The organism is Sulfitobacter sp. SH22, assembly GCF_965641905.1.
Taxonomy (GTDB): Bacteria; Pseudomonadota; Alphaproteobacteria; order Rhodobacterales; family Rhodobacteraceae; genus Sulfitobacter.
The window spans coordinates 1,433,300-1,457,229 of record NZ_OZ282573.1 but is presented as its reverse complement, the minus strand read 5'-3'; the positions used below and the strand labels follow the sequence as shown (position 1 = coordinate 1,457,229).

The following is a 23,930-nucleotide window of genomic DNA, read 5'->3' as shown; positions in this document are numbered from 1 at the left end:
TATGACCGCTGCCTCTGACACCCCTTCAGCCCCCCACACACCGGTTCTGTTGCGCCCCTTGCTGGCTGCGGTTGCCCCTGTCACGGGCCGCTGGCTGGACGGCACATTCGGCGCGGGCGGCTATACGCGCGGCTTGCTGGATGCCGGTGCCGATCAGGTCATCGCCGTTGACCGTGACCCGCTGGCCTTTGAGATGGCGAAAAGCTGGGCCGCTGACTATGGCGACCGGATTATCATGCAGCAGGGCGTTTTCTCCAAGATGGACGAATACGCGCAGGACCTTGACGGTGTTGTGCTGGATCTGGGCGTATCGTCGATGCAGCTTGATCTGGCCGAACGCGGTTTTTCCTTTATGCGCGACGGGCCTTTGGACATGCGGATGAGCCAGCAAGGCCCGTCTGCCGCTGACATCGTCAACGAGGCCGAAGAAGAAACCATCGCCAATATCCTGTTCCAATACGGCGAAGAACGCGCCAGCCGCCGCATTGCCAAGGCGATTGTGCGGGCCCGCGAAGAAGCGCCGATTACCACAACCTTGCAACTGGCAGGGTTGGTCGAGGGTTGTTTGCCCCGCTCCAAACCCGGTCAGTCGCACCCCGCGACCCGCAGTTTTCAGGCGCTGCGCATCGCGGTGAACAACGAATATGGTGAATTGTTCGAAGGGCTTATGGCCGCTGAACGGGCGCTGAAACCAGGCGGACAACTGGCCGTCGTCACCTTTCATTCGGTCGAAGACCGCATGGTCAAACGCTTTTTGACGGCGCGGGCAGGGACCGGTGGCAATGCCAACCGCTTTGCGCCTGAAATGGAAACCGAAGCACCGCAATTCATCGTCAAAAAGCGCAAGGCCATCGGGCCGGATGCGCAAGAGCTTGAGGAAAACCCGCGCAGCCGTTCTGCCAAGCTGCGGGTTGCCATTCGTACCGATGCGCCTGCCGGACCCGTTGATGCAAAATCGCTCGGGATGCCCGTCGTCAAAGGAATTCTGCCATGAGAGCCGTGCTTTACGTCCTCACAACATTGTCTGTCATCGGGTTGGCATTTTGGGCCTACCGCGAAAACTATGCCACGCAAAAGGCGTTGAGCGATACCGACGGTCTGCGTCACGAAATCCGCGAAGCGCACAGCCGTCTGGCCGTTTTGCGCGCCGAATGGGCCTATCTGAACCGCCCCGACCGGCTGCGTGATCTGGCGGAAATGAACTTTGACCGCCTTGGCCTTTTGCCGCTGCACCCCGACCAGTTCGGCGCGATTGATCAGGTCGGCTATCCGCCACTGCCTGAATTCCCGCTGTTCGAGATCACCCAAGGCGTCGACGTGTCCACGATGGAGGCATCAGAATGATCCGCACCCCGCTGCGTCCACTGGCCCGTATCCTTGAGGCACGCCAAAAAGGCGAAAACCCCGACGCGATTGAACGTGAAAACACCCGTATCCGGCACGAACAGATGCGCGATTCCTCGCGCCAGCGTGCCGAAGGGCGTTTGCTGGTCCTGGGTGTGTTCTTTTTCTGCGCCTTTGCCGTTGTGGGTGCGCGCATGGGCGTGATGGCCACCACGGACCCGACAGAACCCCGCGCCGCAGCCCCCGGATCGGTGATTTCGGCCACCCGTGCCGACATCGTTGACCGCAACGGCAACCTGCTGGCAACGAATTTCGAGACCCATGCGCTCTATGCACAGCCGCATCACATGATCGACCCCGAACGCGCCGCCAAAAAGCTGATGAAGGTGTTCCCCGATCTGGACGAGGAACGGCTGATCCGCGACTTTACCGGCAAGCGCAAGTTCCTGTGGATTCGCAAGAAAATCAGCCCCGAACAGATGCAAGCGGTTCACGAAATCGGTGAACCCGGCCTGCTGTTTGCCCCGCGCGACATGCGCCTGTACCCCAATGGCACGCTGGCCGCGCATATCATGGGCGGTGCCAGCTTTGGCAAAGAGGGCGTGCACGGTGCCGAGGTGATCGGCGTTGCCGGCGTGGAAAAATACTTTGATACCTACCTGCGGGACCCTGCCAACGGGAACAAGCCGCTGGAACTGTCGCTTGATATGACGGTGCAGGCCGCCTCCGAGCGGATTTTATACGGCGGCATGAAGCTGATGAACGCCAAGGGCGCGACATCGGTCTTGATGGATATTCACACAGGCGAGGTGATCAGCGCGGTGTCGCTGCCGTCATTTGACCCCAACGACCGCCCGCACGTCGCCGTAAAGGGCGACGCGTCAGACAGCCCGCTGTTCAACCGGTCGGTTCAAGGCGTGTACGAATTGGGCTCCGTCTTCAAGATTTTCGCGGCAGCGCAGGCGATTGATCTGGGGTTGGTGAATGCGGACACTGTGATTGACACCTCCGGGCCGATGAAGGTCGGCGGGTTCAAAATCGGAGAGTTCAACGGCAAGAACTACGGAAAACAATCGGTTACGGGCATTATCGTTCATAGTTCGAACCGCGGATCGGGTCGTCTTGCCTTGCAAATCGGGTCAGAGCGGCAACAGGCATTCCTGAAAAGCCTCGGCTTTTTTGAACCCACCCCCTTCGAGATCGTTGAAGCGTCGGGGGGCCAGCCCTTGCTGCCCAAACGCTGGGAAGAGCTCAGCTCGGTCACGATTTCCTACGGGCATGGTTTGTCCTCCAGCCCGATGCATCTTGCGGCCGGATATGCTGCGATTGCGAATGGCGGTCTGAAGGTTTTGCCGACCTTGGTGAAACAGAACGGGCCTAAAATGGGCGAACGCCTGATGTCCGAGCGCGCCGCCGCCGATGCGCGGATGATGCTGCGCAAGGTCGTCACCGAAGGGACCGCCAGTTTTGGCGAGGTTCCCGGCTATCATGTGGGCGGCAAAACCGGCACTGCCGACAAACCCGGCCCCCGTGGCGGGTATCTTGAAGACAAGGTGATCAACACATTTGCCAGCATATTCCCGATCACTGATCCGAAATATGTGCTGATCCTGACCTTGGACGAACCTGTTGAAACATCGGGTGAAAAACCGCGCCGCACAGCGGGTTGGACGGCTGTGCCCGTCGCCGCCGAGATGATCCGCCGGATCGCACCTTTGCTGGGGCTCAGACCAACTGTTGAACCGGACAGTGTCGCTGGTATAACGCTGTCCAGCAGCAACTGATAAAAGAGCGTCCCCCATGGGCACACAGACCATCCCCCTTTCCTCACTTGGTCTGACCGCAAAGGGGGAGGCCAACCCCGACATCACCGGCATTGCCGTTGACAGCCGACAGGTAAAAAGCGGCTTTCTGTTTGCCGCCATGCCCGGCAGCAAGGTTCACGGGGCCGAATTCATTCAATATGCGGTGCGTATGGGCGCGGTTGCGGTTCTGACCGATGCCAAAGGTGCCGAAATCGCCGGTGATCTGATGGCTGATGCCGGCATTGCCGTCGTTGTCACCGATGCCCCCCGCGAGGCGCTGGCGCGTTCTGCGGCGCTGTGGTTCGGCGCGCAGCCTGCCACGATGGTTGCCGTGACCGGCACCAATGGCAAAACATCCGTCAGTACCTTTGTCCGCCAGATCTGGATCGAAATGGGCCTGTCGGCCGTCAACCTTGGCACCACAGGGGTCGAGGGCGCATGGACCGCCCCGCTGGCCCACACCACGCCCGAACCGATCACCCTGCACCGTGCGCTGGCCGAAGCTGCGGCTAACGGCATTACGCACGCCGCGATGGAGGCGTCCTCTCACGGGCTCGACCAGCGCCGGCTTGATGGCGTGACGCTCAGGGCCGCCGGGTTCACCAACTTCACCCAGGATCATCTGGATTACCACGCGACCTTCGAGGCGTATTTCGACGCCAAAGCGGGTTTGTTCGCGCGCGTCCTGCCCGAAGACGGCACCGCTGTGGTCAATATCGACGACCCCAAAGGCATCGATATGGCCGCCATCGCCCGTGCGCGCGGTTGCGAGGTGATCAGCGTGGGCCGGGATGGCGGCGATCTGCACCTGACGGGCCAGCGCTTTGATGCCACGGGGCAGGATCTGCGCTTTGACTGGCGCGGCAAGACCTATCAGAAACGGCTCAACCTGATTGGCGGGTTTCAGGCCGATAACGTCTTGCTGGCCTGCGGGCTGGTCATTGCCTGCGGGGCCAATTCTGCGGATGTGTTCGACACGATCCCCCACCTGACGACCGTGCGGGGCCGGATGCAACTGGCCGCGACCCGCGACAATGGCGGGGCGGTGTTCGTCGATTACGCCCATACCCCCGATGCCATCGCGACCGCGCTTCAGGCGATGCGCCCCCATGTGATGGGACGTCTGGTTGCGATCATCGGCGCTGGCGGCGACCGCGATACGACCAAGCGGCCCTTGATGGGGCAGGCGGCGGCGGCACATGCCGATGTGGTATTTGTGACCGACGACAACCCGCGCTCGGAAGACCCGGCCCTGATCCGTGCAGCGGTCATGGCAGGTGCCCCCGGCGCAACCGAGGTTGGCGACCGTGCCGAGGCGATCTTGCGCGGCGTCGATGTCATCGGCCCCGGCGATGCGCTGCTGATTGCGGGCAAGGGCCATGAAACCGGGCAGACCATCGGCGATGATGTCTTGCCCTTTGATGATGTGGAACAGGCCAGCCTCGCGGTTGCGGCACTGGACGGGAGGCTAACATGAGCTTGTGGACAGCAGCAGAGGCGGCAAAAGCCACCGGAGGCCGCGCGGTCGGTGATTGGTCTTGTGACGGGGTGTCGATCGACACCCGCACAATTCAGGCGGGCGATCTGTTTGTCGCCCTCAGGGATGTGCGCGACGGGCATGATTTCGTTGCGATGGCGCTGGAAAAAGGCGCAGGTGCGGCGCTGGTCAGCCATGTGCCCGAAGGGGTGGCCGCAGATGCGCCGTTGCTGATTGTTGATGATGTGTTGACGGGGCTTGAGGCGCTTGGTGCTGCTGCGCGTGCGCGCACGAAGGCCAAGGTGGTCGCGGTGACGGGCAGCGTCGGCAAGACCTCGACCAAGGAAATGCTGCTGGCGATTTTCGCGGATCAGGGGCGGGCACATGCATCGGTGGACAGCTATAACAACCACTGGGGCGTGCCGCTGACACTGGCGCGGATGCCAGCCGATACCCAATATGCCGTGATCGAGATCGGGATGAACCATCCCGGAGAAATCTCTCCGCTGGCGATCCTGACCAAGCCTGATGCGGCGATGGTCACCACCGTTGCAGCTGTGCATCTGGAAGCCTTTGACGATGTGGCGGGCATTGCGGTTGAAAAGGCCGCTATCTTTGACGGGCTGCAACCGGGCGGCGTGGCCGTGATCAATGCCGATATCGACCATGCCGCGATCCTGATGGCCAAAGCCGTAGACTGCCGTTTGCGCGACATCGAATTCGGGGAAAACGCCTATCATTTCAAACTGAAAGACGTGCAGGTTCAGGGTGATACCACCGTGGTGCAGGCTGACGCCGATGGCACGCCCTTGCTGTTCAAGATCGGCACGCCGGGGCGGCATTTCGCGATGAACGCGCTTGGCGCGCTGGCTGTGGCGCAGGCCATGGGGGCCGATCTGGCGCTCGCGGCGGCGTCCCTGGGGCGCTGGACGCCTTACAAAGGGCGCGGCGTCCGCGAGGTCATCCATCTTGATCGCGTTGAAATCAACATGACGCTCAACCTGATCGACGACAGCTATAATGCCAACCCCACCTCAATGGCGGCCGCACTGGAGGTGTTGGCGGCAGCAGAGGTCACCCATGACATTGGCCGCGTCAGCAAGGGACGGCGCATTGCCTATCTGGGCGACATGAAAGAACTTGGCCCCGATGAAATCGCCTTGCACGCAGGGCTGGCCCATCTGGAAGCGACCAAAAAGCTGGATGTGATCCATTGCGTTGGCCCGTTGATGCGGTCGCTTTACGATCTGATTCCGGCGCATCAGCGCGGTGAATGGGCGGCGACATCGGCAGAACTATTGCCCGGATTGTCGGGACATCTGGACAGCGGCGATGTTGTGCTGGCCAAAGGGTCTTTGTCGATGAAATTGGGCCTGATCGTTGACGCGATCCGCAAAATGGGCCATCCGGTCACCAACGAAGAACAGGGCTGAGGCCCGCAAGATTTTGAGTTAGGACGCGCACAATGCTCTATTGGTTGACCCTGCTGTCGGATGGCGGCGATTTCTTCAACCTTTTCCGCTACATCACCTTTCGGGCTGGTGGTGCGTTTCTGACCGCGCTGATTTTCGGCTTTCTGTTTGGCAAGCCGCTGATCGCAGTTCTGCGCAAACGTCAGGGCAAAGGCCAACCCATTCGCGATGATGGCCCCGAGGGGCATTTCGTCAAGGCGGGCACACCGACGATGGGTGGTTTGCTGATTGTGGGGGCTTTGCTGACCTCGACGCTGATGTGGGCGCGGCTGGACAATCCGTTTATCTGGATGGTGCTTTTCGTGACAATGAGCTTTGCCGCCATCGGTTTTGCCGATGATTACGCCAAGGTCAGCAAACAGACGACGGCGGGTGTTTCCAGCAAGATGCGCCTGCTGTTGGGGCTGATCATTGCCGCAATCGCGGGGTTCTGGGCCGCGCAATACCATCCTGAAGGCCTGCAAAACCAGCTGGCGCTGCCGGTGTTCAAGGACACGCTGATCAACCTTGGTTTCCTGTTTGTGCCGTTTTCCGTCATTGTGATCGTCGGGTCGGCCAATGCGGTGAACCTGACGGACGGTCTGGACGGGCTTGCGATCATGCCGGTGATGATTGCTGCGGGGGCTTTGGGTGTGATTGCCTATGCGGTCGGACGGGTCGATTTCACCGATTATCTGGATGTGCATTATGTGCCGGGCACAGGCGAAATCCTGATCTTTACGGCGGGTATTTTTGGCGGGGGCCTTGGGTTTTTGTGGTACAACGCCCCGCCTGCCGCCGTGTTCATGGGCGACACCGGATCGCTGGCGCTTGGCGGCGCGTTGGGGGCCATTGCGGTTGCCACCAAACACGAATTGGTACTGGCCATCGTCGGCGGTTTGTTCGTGGTCGAGGCCCTGTCGGTGATCATTCAGGTGCTGTATTTCAAACGCACCGGCAAACGGGTGTTTCTGATGGCCCCGATCCACCACCACTATGAGAAAAAAGGCTGGGCCGAGCCGCAGATCGTGATCCGGTTCTGGATCATCTCGCTCATCCTGGCGATGATCGGGTTGGCGACGCTGAAAGTCCGGTAAGACCTGCGGGGTCCTTGGTCGTTGGTGTTCTGACGGTTGGGGATGCGCCTGCGGCGGGCGGTGTCGGGGGCCAGCCCCCATCGGCCGTTGGCCGATCCCCCCGGAGTTTATCTGGCAAAATGAATTTGCTTTAGAAGATCGACCAGCTCATTTCACGGGCGAGGCGGGCCATGGCTTCGGTGCCTTTTTGGGAATTGCCGTAGCGGTTCAGGCCGGGCGACCAGACAGCCACGCTGGCGACGCCGGGCACAATGGCGAGGATGCCGCCGCCGACGCCGGATTTGGCGGGCAGGCCGACGCGGTAGGCAAAATCACCCGAGCCATCGTAATGCCCGCAGGTCAGCATCAGCGCGTTCAGGCGGCGGATGCGTTGGGGCAGGATCAGGCGCGGCAGTTTTGGCGTGTCGATCAGGAAGCGGCCGGACATGGCGAGTTGGCGGGCCGACATTTCGATGGCGCAGTGGTGGAAATAGGTGCCGAGGGTTTTTTCCGGCGCGTTGTTGAGGTTGCCGCAGGAAGCGAGGAAATGGGCCAGCGCGAAGTTGCGGTGGCCGTGGGCTTTCTCGGAGGCGGCGACGGTTTCGTTGATGTGGATATTGTCATCGCCAGCGGCCGCGCGGATGAACTGGAGAATTTCGGCCAGCGTTTCGCGGGGCAGGCGGCCGGTGAGGATTTCATCGGTGGTGACGATGGCACCTGCGTTGATGAAGGGATTGCGCGGGCGTCCGTTTTCCTGTTCGAGCTGGACAATCGAGTTGAACGCCTTGCCCGAGGGTTCGCGGCCCACACGCCGCCAGAGTTGATCGCCCGACCGGCCAAGGGCGATGGCGAGGGTATAGACTTTGGTGATTGATTGCACCGAAAACGGTGTGTCGGCATCGCCTGCGGTAAACATCTCTCCGTCGGCGGTGGTCACGGCGATGGCGAATTGCGCAGGGTCGATATGGGCAAGTTCGGGGATATAGCTGGCCACAGCGCCCCAGTCATCGTCGCGGCGCATGTCGTCGTTGAGCTGGGACAGAATATCTGGCAGAGGGGACATATGGGCTCCGAAGGTCACTTCAGGGGCATCGCTAACAGGAGATCGGGCATGATACCAGTTCAGGGTTTGACAGGCGCACGGGTCGCTATTTTGGGCTTGGGGCGGTCTGGCCTTTCGGCGGCGCGTGCCTTGGCCGCGGGGGGGGCTGTGCCTGTGTGTTGGGATGACAATCCGGCCGCGCGCGACACCGCACAGGCCGAAGGGTTCGAGTGTCTTGATCTGGTGAAGGCGGGGGCGTTTGACGATATCGCACGCCTTGTGGTCAGCCCCGGTATTCCGCATCTTTATCCCGCGCCCAACCCCGTGATTGTTGCCGCGCAGGATGCCGGCGTTGCGGTTGATAACGACATCGGTTTGTTTTTTCAGAGCTTTGCCACGCAGGATTGGGATAGTTTCGACCAGACCCCCAAGGTGATTGCGATCACCGGATCGAACGGGAAATCGACCACCTCGGCGTTGATCCATCATATTTTGAAACATGCAGGGCGGCCGACGCAACTGGCGGGCAATATCGGGCGCGGGGTTCTGGATATCGAGCCTGCGATCGATGGCGAGGTCGTTGTGCTGGAACTGTCGAGCTATCAGACCGATCTGGCGCGCAATCTGACGCCGGATATTGCGGTATTTACCAACCTTAGCCCCGATCATCTGGACCGTCATGCGGGGATGGGCGGCTATTTCGCGGCCAAGCGCCGGTTGTTCGCCGAAGGCGGGCCGGACCGTGCGATTATTGGTGTGGACGAGGCCGAGGGGCGGTTTTTGGCGGGGCAGCTCAGCGAAGGGGCGGCGGATGATCGGGTCATTCGCGTGTCAGTGGACCGCAAGCTGGTAGGGCTTGGGTGGAATGTCTTTGCACGCAAGGGGTTTCTTGCCGAGTTTCGCGCTGGCAAGCAGGTTGCTTCGATTGATCTGCGCAAGGTTGAGGGGTTGCCGGGGGCGCATAACCATCAGAATGCCTGTTCGGCCTATGCGGCCTGCCGGACTTTGGGGTTTGCGCCCAAGGTGATCGAGGCGGCATTTCACAGTTTTGGCGGCTTGCCGCATCGCAGCCAGACGGTGGGCGAGCTGCGCGGCATCCGCTTTGTCAATGACAGCAAGGCCACCAATGTGGACAGCGCGGTCAAGGCGGTTGCGGCCTTCCAGAACATCCGCTGGATTTGTGGCGGGCTGGAGAAAGAGGGGGGCTTGGGCGATCTGACCAAACCCCTGCCGACGGTGCGCAAGGCCTATGTGATCGGGCGCGAGGCGGCGCAGTTTGCGATGAAGCTGGGGGTCGAGGCCGAGGTCTGCGGCACGATGGAGGTGGCTGTGGCGCGGGCTGTGGCGGAGGCAGAGGCGGGCGATGTGGTTCTGCTGGCCCCTGCGGCGGCGAGTTTCGATCAATATGACAGTTTCGAGCGGCGCGGGGATGATTTTGTCACCCAGGTGCAGAAGTTTCTGTAGGCGGGGCCGGGGGCGCTGCCCCCGCAGCCTTTGGCTGCTCCCCCGGGATTTTAGTCCATTTGGAACTTAGCTGTGCTGTGCAATGTGGCGGGCGACGGCCATTCCCGAGGACCATGCCCATTGGAAGTTATACCCGCCGAGCCATCCGGTGACGTCGACCGCTTCGCCGATGAAAAACAGGCCAGGCGTGGTTTTGGTTTCCATCGTCTTGGAGGACAGCGCATCGGTGTCGATCCCGCCAAGGGTGACTTCGGCGGTGCGATAGCCTTCGGTACCGGAGGGGGTCATTTGCCAGTTTGACAGGCTGTCGCAGAGGGTTTGCAGGCGGGCATCGGACCAATCCGCAAGGTTGCCGGTCAGATCGAACTGGGTGGCAAGGTGGTCGACCAGACGGGAGGGCAGGTGTTTGGCCAGTTCCGTTGTGAAGTTGCGGCGGCCATAGGTTTGGCGTTGGTCGCGCAGTTTTTCGAGCAGGTCATTGGCTGGAAGAATGTTGAGGCGGATTTCCGTGCCTTCTTCCCAGTAGCTGGAGGCTTGCAGGATCGCAGGTCCGGACAGGCCGCGATGGGTGAACAAGAGGGCTTCGTCGAAAGTCGTGTCGCCAGCGGTGACACGGGCGGGCACAGCGGTGCCGGAGATCGGGGCAAACCGCGCGTCGGTGAAGGTGAAGGGCACAAGGCCCGCGCGGGTGGGCGTCACGGGGATGCCGAAGCTTTCGGCGATCTCGTAGGCGCGGCCCGTGGCCCCCATCTTGGGGATGGATTTGCCGCCCGAGGCGATGACCAGATGGGTGGCGGTGATTTGCGTGCTGGCATCCGGCGTGGTTAGCATCATGGTAAAGCCGTTGTCGGATTTGGCGATATCGGCAAGGCTGCTTTGCAGGCGCAGCTCGACGCGGGCCTTGTCCATCAACCCGCGCAGCATGGCGACGATTTCCTTGGCCGAGGTATCACAGAACAGTTGCCCGAGGGTCTTTTCATGCCAGGCAATGCCATGGGCATCGACAAGTTCGATGAAATCCCACTGGGTGTATTTTGCCAGTGCGGATTTGGGGAAATGCGGATTGGCGCAGATAAAGGCGTCAGCCGTGCAATGCATGTTGGTGAAATTGCAGCGCCCGCCGCCCGAGATGCGGATCTTTTCGCCGGGGGCTTTGGCGTGATCGACCAGCAACACCCGCCCGCCTGCGTGGGCAGCGCACATCATGCCGGCGGCTCCGGCGCCAAGGATGACGGTATCATAGTGCATGGACCGCGCTTTGCCTGAGGCGGGCAGGGTGGTCAAGGGCCGCGTGGGCATGGGCAGCTTTGCGCGGGCCGCGCGAAAACGGGCTAGCGCCGATGGAAAATTCGCGTTACAGTTAAAGCCAGACCCCGAAAAGGGGCGTTTTGAGGCAGTGTAAGGCAGATTCCATGACAGAAATGGTCTATGGCGCAGTTCCCGTTCGGGATGGCGAACCTATCCTTCCAAAATGGTGGCGGACGATCGACAAATGGGGCATGTTCTGCATCCTCATGTTGTTTGCCGTGGGCATTTTGCTGGGGCTGGCCGCGTCGCCGCCGCTGGCTGCCAAAAACGGGTTCGGGTCCTTTCATTACGTTCAGCGACAGGCCGCGTTCGGTTTCCTTGCCATTGTTGCGATGATGCTGACGTCGATGATGACACCAACCATGGTGCGCCGTCTGGCGGTTTTGGGGTTTCTGGCGTCCTTTGTGGCCTTGGCCCTGCTGCCGTTTTTCGGGACGGATTTTGGCAAAGGCGCGGTGCGCTGGTATTCGATGGGTTTTGCGTCGTTTCAGCCGTCCGAGTTCTTGAAACCCGGTTTCGTCGTTGTTTCGGCGTGGATGATGGCCGCCTCGGTCGAGATTAACGGCCCGCCGGGCAAGACATGGTCCTTTGCCTTGTGCATTTCGATCGTGCTGATGCTGGCGTTGCAGCCCGATTTCGGGCAGGCCTGTCTGGTGTTGTTCGGTTGGGGTGTGATGTATTTTGTGGCCGGTGCCCCGCTGGTGTTGCTGGTGGGCATGGCCGGAATGGTCGTGATTGCGGGCACTGTCGCCTATTCGAATTCCGAACATTTTGCCCGGCGGATCGACGGGTTTCTGTCGCCCGATATCGACCCGCGCACGCAGCTTGGCTATGCCACCGATGCCATCCGCGAGGGGGGCCTGTTCGGGGTTGGTGTGGGCGAGGGGCAGGTGAAATGGTCTTTGCCCGATGCACATACGGATTTTATCATCGCAGTCGCTGCCGAGGAATACGGCCTGATCCTGGTCATGATCGTGATCGCGCTTTATGCTGTTGTGGTTGTCAGATCGCTGCTGCGTCTGGTACGGGAACGTGATCCGTTTATCCGGCTGGCGGGCACCGGGCTGGCCTGTATGTTCGGGGTTCAAGCGATGATCAACATGGGCGTTGCGGTGCGGTTGCTGCCGGCCAAGGGGATGACCTTGCCCTTTGTCAGTTATGGCGGATCGTCCGTGATCGCGTCCGGCATTGCGGTTGGCATGTTGCTGGCGTTTACGCGCACACGGCCGCAGGGCCAGATTTCAGATTTGTTAGGTCGGGGGCGAAACCGATGACCACACGCGCACCATTATTGATTATCGCAGCGGGCGGGACCGGGGGGCATATGTTCCCCGCGCAGGCTTTGGCCGAGGTCATGTTGGCGCGCGGTTGGCGGGTCAAGCTGTCAACCGATGCACGCGGCGCGCGCTATACGGGGGGCTTTCCGCATTCTGTCGAAATTCAGCAGATCAGCAGCGCCACCTTTGCGCGCGGCGGGATTTTGGCCAAGGCGCTGGTGCCGTTTCGCATTCTGGGCGGCGTTATCGGTGCGGTGTTTGGCATGTTGCGCGACAGGCCCGATGTGGTTGTAGGCTTTGGCGGCTATCCGTCGATACCTGCCTTGGCAGCGGCATGGATCTTGCGCAAACCGCGGATGATCCATGAACAAAACGGGGTGTTGGGGCGGGTGAATACGATTTTCGCCAAGCGCGTCGATGCGGTTGCCTGTGGCACCTGGCCGACCACCTTGCCCGAAGGCGTCGAGGGCTATCACGTGGGAAATCCGGTGCGGTCCTCTGTGCTGGAGCGCGCGGGTGCAGGCTATATCGAGCCGGGTGATTATCCGATGGAACTGCTGGTGATGGGCGGCAGTCAGGGCGCGCGCATCCTGAGCGAGGTGGTCCCGCCTGCGATTGCCAATCTGCCGATGGAAATGCTGCGCAACATCCGCGTCAGCCATCAGGCGCGGGATGAAGATGCGCAGCGGGTCTCCGAATTTTATGCGCAAAGCGGTATCAACGCCGATGTGCAGCCGTTTTTTCACGACGTGCCGCGCCGCATGTCCGAAGCACAGCTGGTGATCAGCCGCGCCGGTGCGTCGAGCGTGGCGGATCTGTCGGTCATTGGCCGCCCTGCGATCCTGATCCCCTATGCTGCGGCAACGGGGGATCACCAGACCGCCAATGCGCGGGGCCTGGTGGATGCGGGCGCGGCGATCATGGTCCCTGAAAACATGGCCAACCCCGAAAGCCTGACGGCGCAAATCGAAATGGTGCTGTCCAATCCGCGCGGCGCGCAGCAGATGTCCCAAGCGGCCTTGTCTGTGGGCAAGCCCGACGCGGCGGAAGAACTGGCACAAATGGTAGAACACCTGGGAAATAAAGGACCCGCAACATGAACGCAGCCACCAAGCTTCCCACCGATGTGGGCCCGATCCATTTTGTCGGCATTGGTGGCATCGGCATGTCCGGCATTGCCGAGGTTTTGCTAAACCACGGCTACCGCGTGCAAGGGTCCGACCTGAAGACAACCAAGATCACCGACCGTCTGGTCGACCTGGGCGCGACCGTGTTCGAGGGGCAAAAAGCCGAAAACATCCAAGGGGCCGAGGTCGTTGTGATTTCCTCGGCGATCAAGCCGGGCAATCCCGAACTGGATGCGGCGCGCCGTGCCGGTTTGCCGATTGTGCGCCGTGCCGAAATGCTGGCCGAATTGATGCGCCTGAAATCCAACATCGCGATTGCAGGCACCCACGGCAAGACGACGACCACCACGATGGTTGCCGAATTGCTGGTCAAAGGCGGCATTGACCCCACTGTCGTGAACGGCGGGATCATCCACGCCTACGGGTCGAACGCGCGGATGGGGCAGGGCGAATGGATGGTGGTCGAGGCCGACGAATCCGACGGCACCTTTAACCGCCTGCCTGCGACCATCGCGATTGTGACCAACATCGATCCCGAACATATGGAGCATTGGGGTGATTTTGACACCTTGCGTCAGGGGTTCCTTGATTTCGTGTCGAACATTCCGTTTTACGGCTTGGCGATCTGCTGCATTGACCACCCCGAGGTTCAGGCGCTGGTCGGCAAGATCACCGACCGCCGTGTGATGACCTATGGCTTTAACGCGCAGGCCGACGTGCGTGCGGTCAACCTGCATTACAAAGCCGGCGTTGCGCATTTCGACATTCAGTTGCAGGCCGAAAACATTGTGATCAAGGATTGCAGCCTGCCGATGCCGGGGGATCATAACGTATCGAACGCGCTGGCCGCTGTCGCCGTGTCGCGTCACCTTGGTATGAAGGCCGAAGAAATTCGCGCCGCCCTTGCCGGTTTCGGGGGGGTGAACCGCCGCTTTACCAAAGTGGGCGAAGTGGACGGCGTCACGATCATTGATGATTATGGCCATCATCCGGTTGAAATCACCGCCGTTCTCAAGGCCGCGCGCCAAGCAACCGAAGGCCGCGTGATCGCGGTGCACCAGCCGCACCGTTATAGCCGTTTGCATCACCATTTCGAAGAATTCTGCGCCTGTTTCAACGATGCCGATGTTGTGGGCATTGCCGAAGTCTATGCCGCTGGCGAAGACCCGATCGAAGGGGCAAGCCGCGATGATCTGGTGGCCGGTCTGATCCGTCACGGTCACCGTCACGCCTGCGCCGTGCGCAGCGAAGAAGACCTTGCCCGCCTTGTGTCGGAGCAAACCGGACCGGGCGATATGGTGGTCTGCCTTGGGGCCGGTACAATCAGCGCCTGGGCCAATGGCCTGCCCGCAGCCCTTGAAGCGTTGAAAAAGGAAGCCGTCTGAATGGCACGCCCCGTCATCCTTAGGTGCGTTGCGTGACCTTGGTCTGGCTGAGCCTGATCTGGGTTTTCCTGTCCGCCACCGTCGCCACCCTTCCGATGCGCATGCAATATATTCCCGGCTCGATCCTGCTGGTTGCCGGACCGGTTCTGATTGTCGCGATCGGTTTCGAGGTCGGCTTTATCTTTAGTGTGCTTGCTCTTGCTGCCTATGTGTCCATGTTCCGCAACCCTTTGCTGTTTCTGCTGGCAAAACTGCGCGGCAAAAACCCCGAGGTGCCAAGATGAGCCTTTCCCTGACGCTTGCCTGTTTATGGGCCGTGATCGCCAATATCATCGCGCTGACCCCAAGTTCGGATAACCATTGGCGCAATGCCTATGGGTTGATCGCGATTGGCATTCCGATTCTGGGCTATGTCACGATGCAGCATGGCCCATGGGTCGCCATGCTGGTGCTGGCGGCGGGATGTTCGGTGCTGCGCTGGCCGGTGATATATCTGATGCGCTGGTTGCGCCGCGTGACCTTTCAGGGCCCGGCCGAATGACGCCGACACTGGCGCTTTTGATTGCTGTGCTGGTGGTCTGGATGTTTGCCTTGGGCTGGTGTGGCTATGCCAAACGGTTTTTGCTGGCGCTGCTGGTGCTGTTGATCGGGCTTGGCCTGAACTGGGCGTGGATGATATTCGGCCTTGGCGCAAAGCTGATCGAGCCTCCGGTGGTGATGGCGCAAATCTCGGCCCTGATGTACGCGTTTTGCGCCTTGGCGACCGGGTGGCTGATCGGTCGGTTCATGCGCCAGTGGCGGGCCAGCCGCGTTGAAAAAGAACCGCAGGTTTGACGCCATCCGAAAACAGCGCTAGGCCCCACGCCATGACCGATATTTCATTCCCCGATATGCGCGGCAAACTGACGCCGCAACGCCCGCTGAGCGATCTGACATGGTTGCGTGTCGGCGGTGTGGCCGATTACCTGTACCAACCCGCCGATGCCGAGGATCTGGCGGCGTTCATGCGCGCATTGCCTGAAAATGTGGCAGTTTTCCCCATGGGCGTGGGGTCAAACCTGATCGTGCGCGATGGCGGGTTGCGGGCGGTGGTGATCCGGCTGGGCCGCGGCTTTAACCAGATCGAGATTGACGGCGACCATGTTACCGCAGGGGCGGCGGCGCTGGATGCCCATGTGGCACGCAAGGCGGCGGATGCAGGTCTGGATCTGACATTCCTGCGCACGATCCCGGGCAGCATCGGTGGTGCCGTGCGGATGAACGCAGGCTGCTACGGCAGCTATACGGCCGATCATTTTGTCAGCGCGCAGGCGATTACACGCAGCGGCGATCTGATCACCCTGACCGCGCAAGACCTTGATTTCAAATACCGCCAGACCACGCTGGACGAAGGCTGCGTGGTGATTTCCGCCACGTTTGCCCCGCCAAAAGGCGACCCCGAAACGCTGCATACCCGCATGGAAGACCAGCTGCGCAAGCGCGATGAAACCCAGCCGACCAAAGACCGCAGCGCAGGATCAACCTTTCGCAATCCTGCCGGATTTTCCAGCACGGGGCAGGCGGATGATCGCCATGATCTGAAGGCGTGGAAGGTCATTGATGATGCCGGGATGCGCGGCGCAACCTTGGGTGGCGCGCAGATGAGCCCCAAACACCCGAACTTTCTGATCAACACAGGCGGGGCCACTGCCGCAGAGTTGGAAGGATTGGGCGAAGAGGTGCGAAAAAAGGTTTACGATTCCAGCGGTATCACGCTAGAGTGGGAAATTATGCGGATCGGCGAAAGATAAACGCGCGGGCGCACAGGCACGAGGCCGCATTGCGGCAAACTACATAACAAATAGGGTCAATAAGACCCAGTTAAAAAGGCACATTGAGTGGGCATGTCGAGCAGGACAGACCCGAAAGTGGTGGTATTGATGGGTGGCCCTTCCGCAGAGCGCGAAGTGTCGCTTTCAAGTGGGCGTTCATGCGCTGCTGCTTTGCGGGACAGAAACTTTAACGTAACCGAAGTGGACGCGGGTCCTGATCTGTACGCAGATTTGCGTGCCGCATCCCCTGACGTTGTGTTGAACTGTTTGCACGGTCGCTGGGGCGAAGACGGCTGCGTTCAGGGTATCCTTGAATGGATGCGCATCCCCTACAGCCATTCGGGCGTGCTGGCCTCTGCCCTTGCGATGGACAAACAACGCAGCAAGGAAGTGTTCCGCTCTGCCGGGTTGCCCGTTGTCGAAAGCATTATCGCCGCAGCTTCGGATGTACGCGCGCGGCACTTGATGGAACCGCCCTATGTGGTGAAACCCAATAACGAAGGGTCATCCGTCGGCGTCTATCTGGTTGAAATCGAAAACAACGGCCCGCCGCAGCTTGATGCCGATATGCCTGCCGAAGTCATGGTCGAAAAATTCGCCGCCGGTCGCGAATTGACCACCACTGTGATGGGCCAGCGCGCCTTGACCGTGACCGATATCCTGACCACCGGCTGGTATGATTACGACGCGAAATACAAAGAGGGCGGCTCCACCCATGTGGTGCCTGCCGATATCCCGCACGAGATTTTCGAACTTTGCATGGATTACGCCCTGCGCGCCCATAACGCGCTTGGGTGCCGTGGTGTCAGCCGCACGGATTTCCGCTGGGATGAAACCCGCGGTGCCGACGGCCTGATCCTGCTGGAAACCAATACCCAACCGGGCATGACGCCCACATCGCTGTCGCCCGAACAGGCGCAGGCGGTCGGGATTTCCTTTGGCGAACTTTGCGCCTGGATGGTGGAGGACGCGTCATGCAATCGCTGATCCGGCGCGTCAAACCCTCCAAGACGCTCAAGTCTGATCCGGCACCGTCCCGCTGGGCGTGGCGGATGCAGCGTCTGATGCTGACGCCGACATTCCTGTTCGGTCTGCGCGTCGGTGTACCGTTCAGTTTGGCGCTGGTCGCGGGTACAATATACTTGGCCGATGATGCGCGGCGCGGGCAGCTGACCGAAACCTATGCCGAATTGCGCGACAGCATCGAACAACGCCCCGAATTCATGGTCAAACTGATGGCCATCGACGGGGTCGGCGCTGAATTGGCGGCGGATGTGCGCGCGGCGGTTCCTGTTGATTTTCCCACCAGCTCGTTTGATCTGGATCTGCCGGCGATGCGTATTGCCATCATGGAATTGCCCGGCGTCAAACAGGCAAGCTTGCGGGTGAAGCCGGGCGGTGTTTTGCATGTCGAGGTGCAGCCGCGTGTGGCTGTTGCCGTCTGGCGCAGCGAAGACAGTCTGGCGCTGATTGATGCCGAAGGCACCTTTATCGGTGAACTGGAGCATCGCACAGATCGCCCCGATCTGCCGCTTGTTGCCGGTGATCAGGCCAACGTAAGTGTCACCGAGGCGCTGGACCTGTTGCGGGTCGCGTCCCCCTTGGGCGACCGTTTGCGCGGGTTCGTGCGCATGGGCGGGCGTCGGTGGGATGTGGTGCTGGACCGCGAGCAGCGGATTTTGCTGCCCGAAAAGGGCGCGATACAGGCATTGGAACGCGTCATCGCGCTGGAAGGTGCCCAAGAGGTTCTGACCCGCGATGTAGCACGGGTCGATATGCGGTTGGCACAAAGACCAACCGTACAAATGAATAAAGAGGCCACCCAAGAATGGTGGCGCATCAGGCAAATTTCGGGACAGTAACGCTATGGATCTTTACGACAGTCAACGGTCGATGCGCCACATGCGCAAGCTTGCAATGCAGCGGGGCGTTGTGGCTATTTTGGACGTGGGCAGCTCCAAAATCGCGTGCCTTGTCCTGCGGTTTGACGGGTCCGGCCGCATGTCGGACGAGGGCGAGATCGGCTCGCTTGCCGGTCAGTCCGGTTTCCGCGTCATCGGGGCGGCGACAACCCGTTCGCGCGGGGTGCGTTTTGGCGAAATTACCGCCATGCAAGAAACCGAACGTGCGGTGCGCACGGCGCTTCAGGCCGCCCAAAAGATGGCCAACATCCGTGTTGATCACGTGATCGCCTGTTTCTCGGGGGCCGAACCGCGCAGCTATGGTCTGGATGCGCAGATTGATCTGGAAGGGCAGGTGGTGTCCGAGCAGGATGTCGCACAGGTTCTGGCCAGCTGTGATGTCCCTGAATACGGTGAAGACCGCGAAGTGCTGCACGCGCAGCCCGTGAACTTTGCCATTGATAACCGGTCGGGTCTGTCGGACCCGCGCGGGCAGCTTGGCAATTCCCTTTCTGTCGATATGCATATGTTGACCGTCAATGCCGCCGCCGTGCAGCATCTGGCCCATTGCATCAAACGTTGTGACCTTGAATTGGCGGGCATCGCGTCTTCGGCCTATGTGTCGGGGATATCGGCGCTGGTCGAGGACGAACAGGAACTGGGTGCTGCCTGTATCGATCTGGGTGGCGGTTCGACGTCGATTTCGATCTTTATCGGCAAACACATGATCTATGCAGATAGTGTGCGCATGGGCGGGGATCACATTACCTCGGATATTTCGATGGGTTTGCAAGTGCCCACCAACAACGCCGAACGGATCAAGACATTTTACGGCGGGGTACATGCGACAGGCATGGATGACCGCGAGATGATCGATATCGGCGGGGACACCGGCGACTATGAACATGACCGCCGCACGGTCAGCCGCGCCGAATTGATCGGCATCATGCGCCCCCGCGTCGAAGAGATTCTGGAAGAAGTCCGCGCGCGTCTGGATGCCGCAGGGTTCGATCACCTGCCCAGCCAGCAGATCGTGCTGACCGGTGGCGGCAGCCAGATACCGGGCCTTGACGGATTGGCCAGCAAGATTTTGGGCCAGCAGGTGCGCCTTGGCCGTCCGCTGCGCGTGCATGGGTTGCCGCAGGCCGCGACGGGGCCCAGTTTTGCCTCTGCCGTGGGTCTGGCGCTGTTCGCGGCAAATCCCCAAGACGAATGGTGGGACTTTGACATTCCGGCAGATCGCTATCCTGCGCGGTCGTTAAAGCGCGCTGTCAAGTGGTTCAGAGACAACTGGTGAACGCAAGATAGGGTGCTTTGGTCGAAATCGGGTAAGAATCGGCAAAAAAACGCCCAGATAATGTGTTGGAATTGTGTTTTTCGGGTGACGTAAAGCTTTAATCCCTATACTCTGAAGGGGATTGAACCACAAAATGCCCCGCAAGTGGGCAAGCAATACAGGCGGACGGCACATGACTCTTAATCTTTCAATGCCCGGACAGGGCGATCTGAAACCACGGATTACCGTTTTCGGTGTGGGTGGTGCAGGCGGCAACGCTGTGAACAACATGATCGAGAAGAACCTCGACGGTGTTGAATTCGTAGTGGCAAACACCGATGCGCAAGCGTTGCAGCAAGCCAAGGCCGAGAACCGCATCCAGCTGGGCATGAAAGTGACCGAAGGTCTGGGTGCCGGTGCGCGCGCAAGCGTCGGGGCTGCCGCTGCCGAAGAAAGCATTGAGCAGATCGTTGATCACCTTGCCGGTGCGCACATGTGCTTTATCACGGCTGGTATGGGCGGGGGCACCGGGACAGGTGCCGCACCGATCATCGCGCAGGCCGCACGTGAATTGGGTGTTCTGACTGTTGGTGTTGTGACCAAGCCGTTCCAGTTTGAAGGCAACAAGCGCATGCGTCAGGCCGAAGAGGGTGTCGAAGCCCTGCAAAAGGTCGTTGATACGCTGATCATCATTCCCAACCAGAACCTGTTCCGTCTGGCGAATGAAAAAACCACATTCACCGAAGCGTTCTCCATGGCGGATGACGTTTTGTACCAAGGTGTTAAAGGTGTGACCGACCTGATGGTCCGTCCCGGCCTGATCAACCTCGACTTTGCTGACGTTCGCGCCGTAATGGACGAAATGGGCAAGGCGATGATGGGCACAGGCGAGGCCGAGGGCGAAGATCGCGCGATCCAAGCCGCAGAAAAAGCCATCGCAAACCCGCTGCTGGACGAAATCAGCCTGCGCGGTGCCAAGGGCGTTCTGATCAACATCACCGGTGGCCACGACCTGACCCTGTTCGAACTGGACGAAGCGGCGAACCGCATTCGCGAAGAAGTCGATCCGGATGCAAACATCATCGTCGGTTCCACACTGGATACCGAACTGGGTGGCATCATGCGCGTAAGCGTTGTTGCAACAGGTATCGATGCGGTTGACGTGAACACGGAAATGCCCGTGCCGCGCCGCTCCATGTCGCAGCCTTTGACACAACGCGTGTCGGCACCGATGCCAGCGGCCTTTGAAGAAAAAGCCGAGCCTGTAGTAGCACAAGAGCAGTATGAAGACGAACAGCCACAGCTGTTTGAAAGCGCGTCCGAAGGGAACGGCGGCTTTGGCGAGGATGACATCTTTGCAGAAGACGCAGGCGAAGCAGATGATCTGCCACCGCCCGCATACCGCCCCGAAGTCGCATCCTTTCAGCCGCGTCGCGAAGAAGTAGCCCACGAGCCCGAGCAGGAAACCTTTGTTGCACCGCGTGCGCCTGCACCCGGTACACCATCGCCCGAAGCGCTGGCCCGTTTGCGTGCCGCTGCACAGAAATCCTCGCCTACCGGTGGTCAGCAGCGTCCTCAGCCTCAGCCACAGCAGCGCCCACAGCCTGCCGCGGCAGAGCATGGTGAAAAGCGTTTCGGCATCAATTCGTTGATCAACCGCATGACAGGCCACGGCGAGCCAGAGGCGCAGCAGCGCCCCACACGCCAGCAGCCACCGATCCAGACCCGCGTTTCCTCGGCCGCACCACAGCCGCGCGACGCCCAGGACGAAGATCAAGAACGCATCGAGATCCCTGCGTTCCTGCGCCGTCAGGCGAACTAAGACGACGAAGACCACCTCGTAAACGATCGAAAAGGCCATCCTTCGGGGTGGTCTTTTTGCATTTCGGGCCGGTTTCCGGGGGCGGCGCGGGGCGACGGGCGGTCGGTCGCAATGTAATATTTGGCCGATTTTCGTGAGTTTATGACAGAAAACAGATCACGCTTTTGACGGTAATGGCAGGGTTGTAGCGGTTAAAAATCAATTTAATTCAGTGTGTTGATGGGCCGTAAGCGCCTTTGCGCCCAATTGTAACATTCATGTTTCAGACCGTAGCAATGATTGAGTTGAGCATGAGGAACCACGCCGATAGGAGATTGTTCAACTTAGACAGACGTTCTTTGACCACTGAGGTTTCATCGTGCAGACAACAATCAAGACAGAGATCAGTTTTATCGGTAAGGGCCTGCATTCGGGCCTTCCGGCGACTGTTACGATCCGTCCGGCTGCTGCACATCACGGCATCTGGTTTTCGCGCAGCGATCTGGACGTCGGCGATCGTTTGATCCCCGCCCGTTGGGACGCGGTGAACCGCTCCCCTTTGTGTACCAAGCTTGAGAACGCATCGGGTTTGCAGGTTTCGACCGTCGAACACCTGATGGCCGCGATTGCCGGTTGTGGCATTCACAACGCCCTGATCGAGATTGATGGCCCAGAGGTTCCGATCCTTGACGGGTCTGCCGCCCCCTTCGTGCGCGGCATCATGCAGCGCGGTGTGCGTGCCCTGACGGCACCTGTGATGGCCTTTGAAGTGTTGAAAACGGTCACCGTGACCGAAGGCGACGCCTCGGCCACCATCGCCCCCAGCGACACCATGAAAATCGATTTCGAGATTGATTTTGTCGATGCCGCCATTGGCAACCAAAAGAAATCTCTGGTCATGAACAACGGGTCCTTTGCCCGCGAGCTTTGTGACAGCCGCACCTTTTGTCGTCAGGCCGATGTGGATGCGATGCAGGCGAACGGCTTGGCCCTGGGTGGCGATTCAGGTGAAAACGCGGTCGTGTTTGACGGCGACAAGGTACTGAGCCCTGGCGGTTTGCGCCATGCCGATGAACCCGTGCGCCATAAAATGCTGGATGCTTTGGGTGACCTGGCCTTGGCCGGTGCCCCGCTGATCGGCCATTATACAGGCCTGCGCGCGGGTCACACGCTGACCAACACCCTGTTGCGCGCCTTGTTTGCAACACCCGGTGCCGTGCGTCTGGTGGAGTGTGACGAGGCGATGGAGAAGCGTTTGCCGGGCTATGGTCTGGTTTGGGACGAGATTCCTGCGGTTGCCTAAGGGCTCGCGCTTGTGGAGTTGAAACTCCGCTCCAGCTTGGTTAATCCTATCCTTGAAAAGCAAACCGGTGGCAGTAAGACTTTGTCTTGCGGGATTAATCATCGTTTTGTTGCGCGATCTATTGTGCTAGTCACATGCAAAGGCGTATCAAAAACGTGGCTGAAGAAATGAAGCGAGGGTGTAGGGCATGACAATTGCAAAGTCGCGCAAGCGGTTGGTCGGTGCGGTGGTTATGGTCGCTGTGCTTGGCGCATGTAGTGGCAACCAGAACACTGGTCGTATTACCAACAGTTTTTTCAACCGCAAAGAAATCCCGCTTGAAACATATACAGCCGAGCAGATCTTCGAGCGTGGCGAATTCGAACTGAACCGCAAGCGCCCTGCTGAAGCGGCTGAATATTTCTCTGAGATCGAACGCCTCTATCCCTATTCCGAATGGGCCAAGCGCGCGTTGATCATGCAAGCCTTTGCGTTTCATCAAGATCAGGACTACCCCAACAGCCGTTCTGCGGCCCAGCGGTTCATTGATTTCTTCCCCGATGATGATGATGCGGCCTATGCCAGCTATCTTTTGGCGCTCAGCTATTATGACCAGATTGACGAAGTCGGTCGCGATCAGGGCCTGACCTTTCAGGCGTTACAGGCGTTGCGTCAGGTGATCGAAACCTATCCCGACAGCGAATATGCGCGCTCGGCTGTTTTGAAATTCGATCTGGCCTTTGACCATCTTGCGGGCAAGGAAATGGAAGTCGGTCGCTATTACCTGCGCCGTAACCATCCTTCTGCCGCGATCAACCGTTTCCGCGTCGTTGTCGAGGATTTCCAGACAACAACCCACACAGCCGAAGCCTTGCACCGTCTGGTGGAGGCCTATCTCCAGCTTGGTCTGACCGACGAAGCCCAGACAGCCGGTGCGATTTTGGGCCACAACTACCAGTCCACGGAATGGTACGAGGCTAGCTATAGATTGCTGACGGGCAAGGGTCTTCAGATGAAATCGTTTGGAAACAACTGGCTGACCGCGATTTACCGCCAAACCATCAAGGGCGAGTGGATCTGACGGACGCAAGCAAAGCGTCCCA

General features: G+C 60.0%; 22 protein-coding genes. 20 read left to right on the top strand and 2 right to left on the bottom strand.

The window, feature by feature from the left end:
- Position 1: 1 nt before the first annotated feature.
- From rsmH to mraY, 6 genes are read left to right on the top strand one after another with little or no spacing between them, the layout of a single operon-like run.
- Positions 2-994, top strand: coding sequence for a 16S rRNA (cytosine(1402)-N(4))-methyltransferase RsmH (gene rsmH / locus ACSQ13_RS09110; RefSeq protein ID WP_176249452.1), 993 nt, complete (start codon positions 2-4; stop codon positions 992-994).
- On the top strand, positions 991-1,344 hold the full coding sequence (gene ftsL / locus ACSQ13_RS09105) for a cell division protein FtsL (protein WP_176249451.1): 354 nt from the start codon (positions 991-993) through the stop codon (positions 1,342-1,344). Before rsmH ends, ftsL begins: the two co-directional genes overlap by 4 nt.
- Complete coding sequence (locus ACSQ13_RS09100) at positions 1,341-3,128, top strand: peptidoglycan D,D-transpeptidase FtsI family protein (RefSeq protein ID WP_176249450.1); 1,788 nt, start codon at positions 1,341-1,343, stop codon at positions 3,126-3,128. The genes ftsL and ACSQ13_RS09100 overlap by 4 nt, the downstream gene beginning before the upstream one ends.
- 16 nt (positions 3,129-3,144) lie before the next feature.
- Positions 3,145-4,626, top strand: a complete 1,482-nt coding sequence (locus ACSQ13_RS09095) for a UDP-N-acetylmuramoyl-L-alanyl-D-glutamate--2,6-diaminopimelate ligase (protein ID WP_295510698.1) — start codon at positions 3,145-3,147, stop codon at positions 4,624-4,626.
- Positions 4,623-6,059 carry a UDP-N-acetylmuramoyl-tripeptide--D-alanyl-D-alanine ligase gene (locus tag ACSQ13_RS09090; RefSeq protein ID WP_295510700.1) on the top strand — a complete coding sequence of 479 codons (1,437 nt, stop codon included), beginning with the start codon at positions 4,623-4,625 and terminating at the stop codon, positions 6,057-6,059. The genes ACSQ13_RS09095 and ACSQ13_RS09090 overlap by 4 nt, the downstream gene beginning before the upstream one ends.
- A gap of 32 nt (positions 6,060-6,091) precedes the next feature.
- Positions 6,092-7,174: a phospho-N-acetylmuramoyl-pentapeptide-transferase gene (mraY, locus tag ACSQ13_RS09085; protein WP_295510703.1), complete on the top strand. Its 1,083-nt coding sequence runs from the start codon at positions 6,092-6,094 to the stop codon at positions 7,172-7,174.
- Positions 7,175-7,304: 130 nt separating this feature from the next.
- Here the strand turns inward: mraY and ACSQ13_RS09080 are convergent, their stop codons facing one another.
- Complete coding sequence (locus ACSQ13_RS09080) at positions 7,305-8,216, bottom strand: glutaminase (protein WP_295510705.1); 912 nt, start codon at positions 8,214-8,216, stop codon at positions 7,305-7,307.
- A gap of 48 nt (positions 8,217-8,264) precedes the next feature.
- On the opposite strand from ACSQ13_RS09080, the gene murD reads away from it, so the two are divergent.
- Entirely contained in the window at positions 8,265-9,659 is a 1,395-nt protein-coding gene (gene murD / locus ACSQ13_RS09075) for a UDP-N-acetylmuramoyl-L-alanine--D-glutamate ligase (RefSeq protein WP_295510707.1), read from the top strand.
- Between the two features lie 66 nt (positions 9,660-9,725).
- Here the strand turns inward: murD and ACSQ13_RS09070 are convergent, their stop codons facing one another.
- Positions 9,726-10,907, bottom strand: a complete 1,182-nt coding sequence (locus ACSQ13_RS09070) for an NAD(P)/FAD-dependent oxidoreductase (RefSeq protein WP_176249444.1) — start codon at positions 10,905-10,907, stop codon at positions 9,726-9,728.
- Between the two features lie 164 nt (positions 10,908-11,071).
- Here ACSQ13_RS09070 and ACSQ13_RS09065 point away from each other — a divergent pair, with 164 nt between their 5' ends.
- From ACSQ13_RS09065 to ACSQ13_RS09005, 13 genes are all read left to right on the top strand, one after another.
- A complete protein-coding gene (locus ACSQ13_RS09065) occupies positions 11,072-12,241 on the top strand; it encodes a peptidoglycan glycosyltransferase FtsW (protein WP_176249443.1) in 1,170 nt (389 codons plus the stop codon).
- Positions 12,238-13,344 carry an undecaprenyldiphospho-muramoylpentapeptide beta-N-acetylglucosaminyltransferase gene (murG, locus tag ACSQ13_RS09060; protein WP_176249442.1) on the top strand — a complete coding sequence of 369 codons (1,107 nt, stop codon included), beginning with the start codon at positions 12,238-12,240 and terminating at the stop codon, positions 13,342-13,344. Before ACSQ13_RS09065 ends, murG begins: the two co-directional genes overlap by 4 nt.
- Positions 13,341-14,756 carry a UDP-N-acetylmuramate--L-alanine ligase gene (gene murC, locus ACSQ13_RS09055; RefSeq protein ID WP_176249441.1) on the top strand — a complete coding sequence of 472 codons (1,416 nt, stop codon included), beginning with the start codon at positions 13,341-13,343 and terminating at the stop codon, positions 14,754-14,756. The genes murG and murC overlap by 4 nt, the downstream gene beginning before the upstream one ends.
- 32 nt (positions 14,757-14,788) lie before the next feature.
- The gene (locus ACSQ13_RS09050) at positions 14,789-15,040 is read left to right on the top strand and encodes a DUF2484 family protein (protein WP_176249440.1); all 252 of its coding nucleotides are present in this window, start codon (positions 14,789-14,791) and stop codon (positions 15,038-15,040) included.
- A complete protein-coding gene (locus tag ACSQ13_RS09045; protein WP_176249439.1) occupies positions 15,037-15,297 on the top strand; it encodes a DUF2484 family protein in 261 nt (86 codons plus the stop codon). Before ACSQ13_RS09050 ends, ACSQ13_RS09045 begins: the two co-directional genes overlap by 4 nt.
- Positions 15,294-15,590 (top strand): hypothetical protein, encoded by a 297-nt coding sequence (locus ACSQ13_RS09040; protein WP_176249438.1) that lies wholly within the window; start codon positions 15,294-15,296, stop codon positions 15,588-15,590. Before ACSQ13_RS09045 ends, ACSQ13_RS09040 begins: the two co-directional genes overlap by 4 nt.
- A gap of 32 nt (positions 15,591-15,622) precedes the next feature.
- Positions 15,623-16,546 (top strand): UDP-N-acetylmuramate dehydrogenase, encoded by a 924-nt coding sequence (gene murB, locus ACSQ13_RS09035; protein WP_176249437.1) that lies wholly within the window; start codon positions 15,623-15,625, stop codon positions 16,544-16,546.
- Between the two features lie 129 nt (positions 16,547-16,675).
- Positions 16,676-17,554, top strand: coding sequence for a D-alanine--D-alanine ligase (locus tag ACSQ13_RS09030; protein WP_373029477.1), 879 nt, complete (start codon positions 16,676-16,678; stop codon positions 17,552-17,554).
- Positions 17,542-18,429, top strand: coding sequence for a cell division protein FtsQ/DivIB (locus ACSQ13_RS09025; protein WP_295510713.1), 888 nt, complete (start codon positions 17,542-17,544; stop codon positions 18,427-18,429). The genes ACSQ13_RS09030 and ACSQ13_RS09025 overlap by 13 nt, the downstream gene beginning before the upstream one ends.
- Before the next feature lie 31 nt (positions 18,430-18,460).
- Positions 18,461-19,765 (top strand): cell division protein FtsA, encoded by a 1,305-nt coding sequence (gene ftsA / locus ACSQ13_RS09020; protein ID WP_176249737.1) that lies wholly within the window; start codon positions 18,461-18,463, stop codon positions 19,763-19,765.
- Positions 19,766-19,937: 172 nt separating this feature from the next.
- Positions 19,938-21,566: a cell division protein FtsZ gene (gene ftsZ, locus ACSQ13_RS09015; protein WP_176249434.1), complete on the top strand. Its 1,629-nt coding sequence runs from the start codon at positions 19,938-19,940 to the stop codon at positions 21,564-21,566.
- A gap of 358 nt (positions 21,567-21,924) precedes the next feature.
- A complete protein-coding gene (lpxC, locus tag ACSQ13_RS09010; RefSeq protein ID WP_295510716.1) occupies positions 21,925-22,848 on the top strand; it encodes a UDP-3-O-acyl-N-acetylglucosamine deacetylase in 924 nt (307 codons plus the stop codon).
- A gap of 187 nt (positions 22,849-23,035) precedes the next feature.
- Positions 23,036-23,908 carry an outer membrane protein assembly factor BamD gene (locus ACSQ13_RS09005; protein ID WP_176249432.1) on the top strand — a complete coding sequence of 291 codons (873 nt, stop codon included), beginning with the start codon at positions 23,036-23,038 and terminating at the stop codon, positions 23,906-23,908.
- The last annotated feature ends 22 nt before the right edge of the window (positions 23,909-23,930 follow it).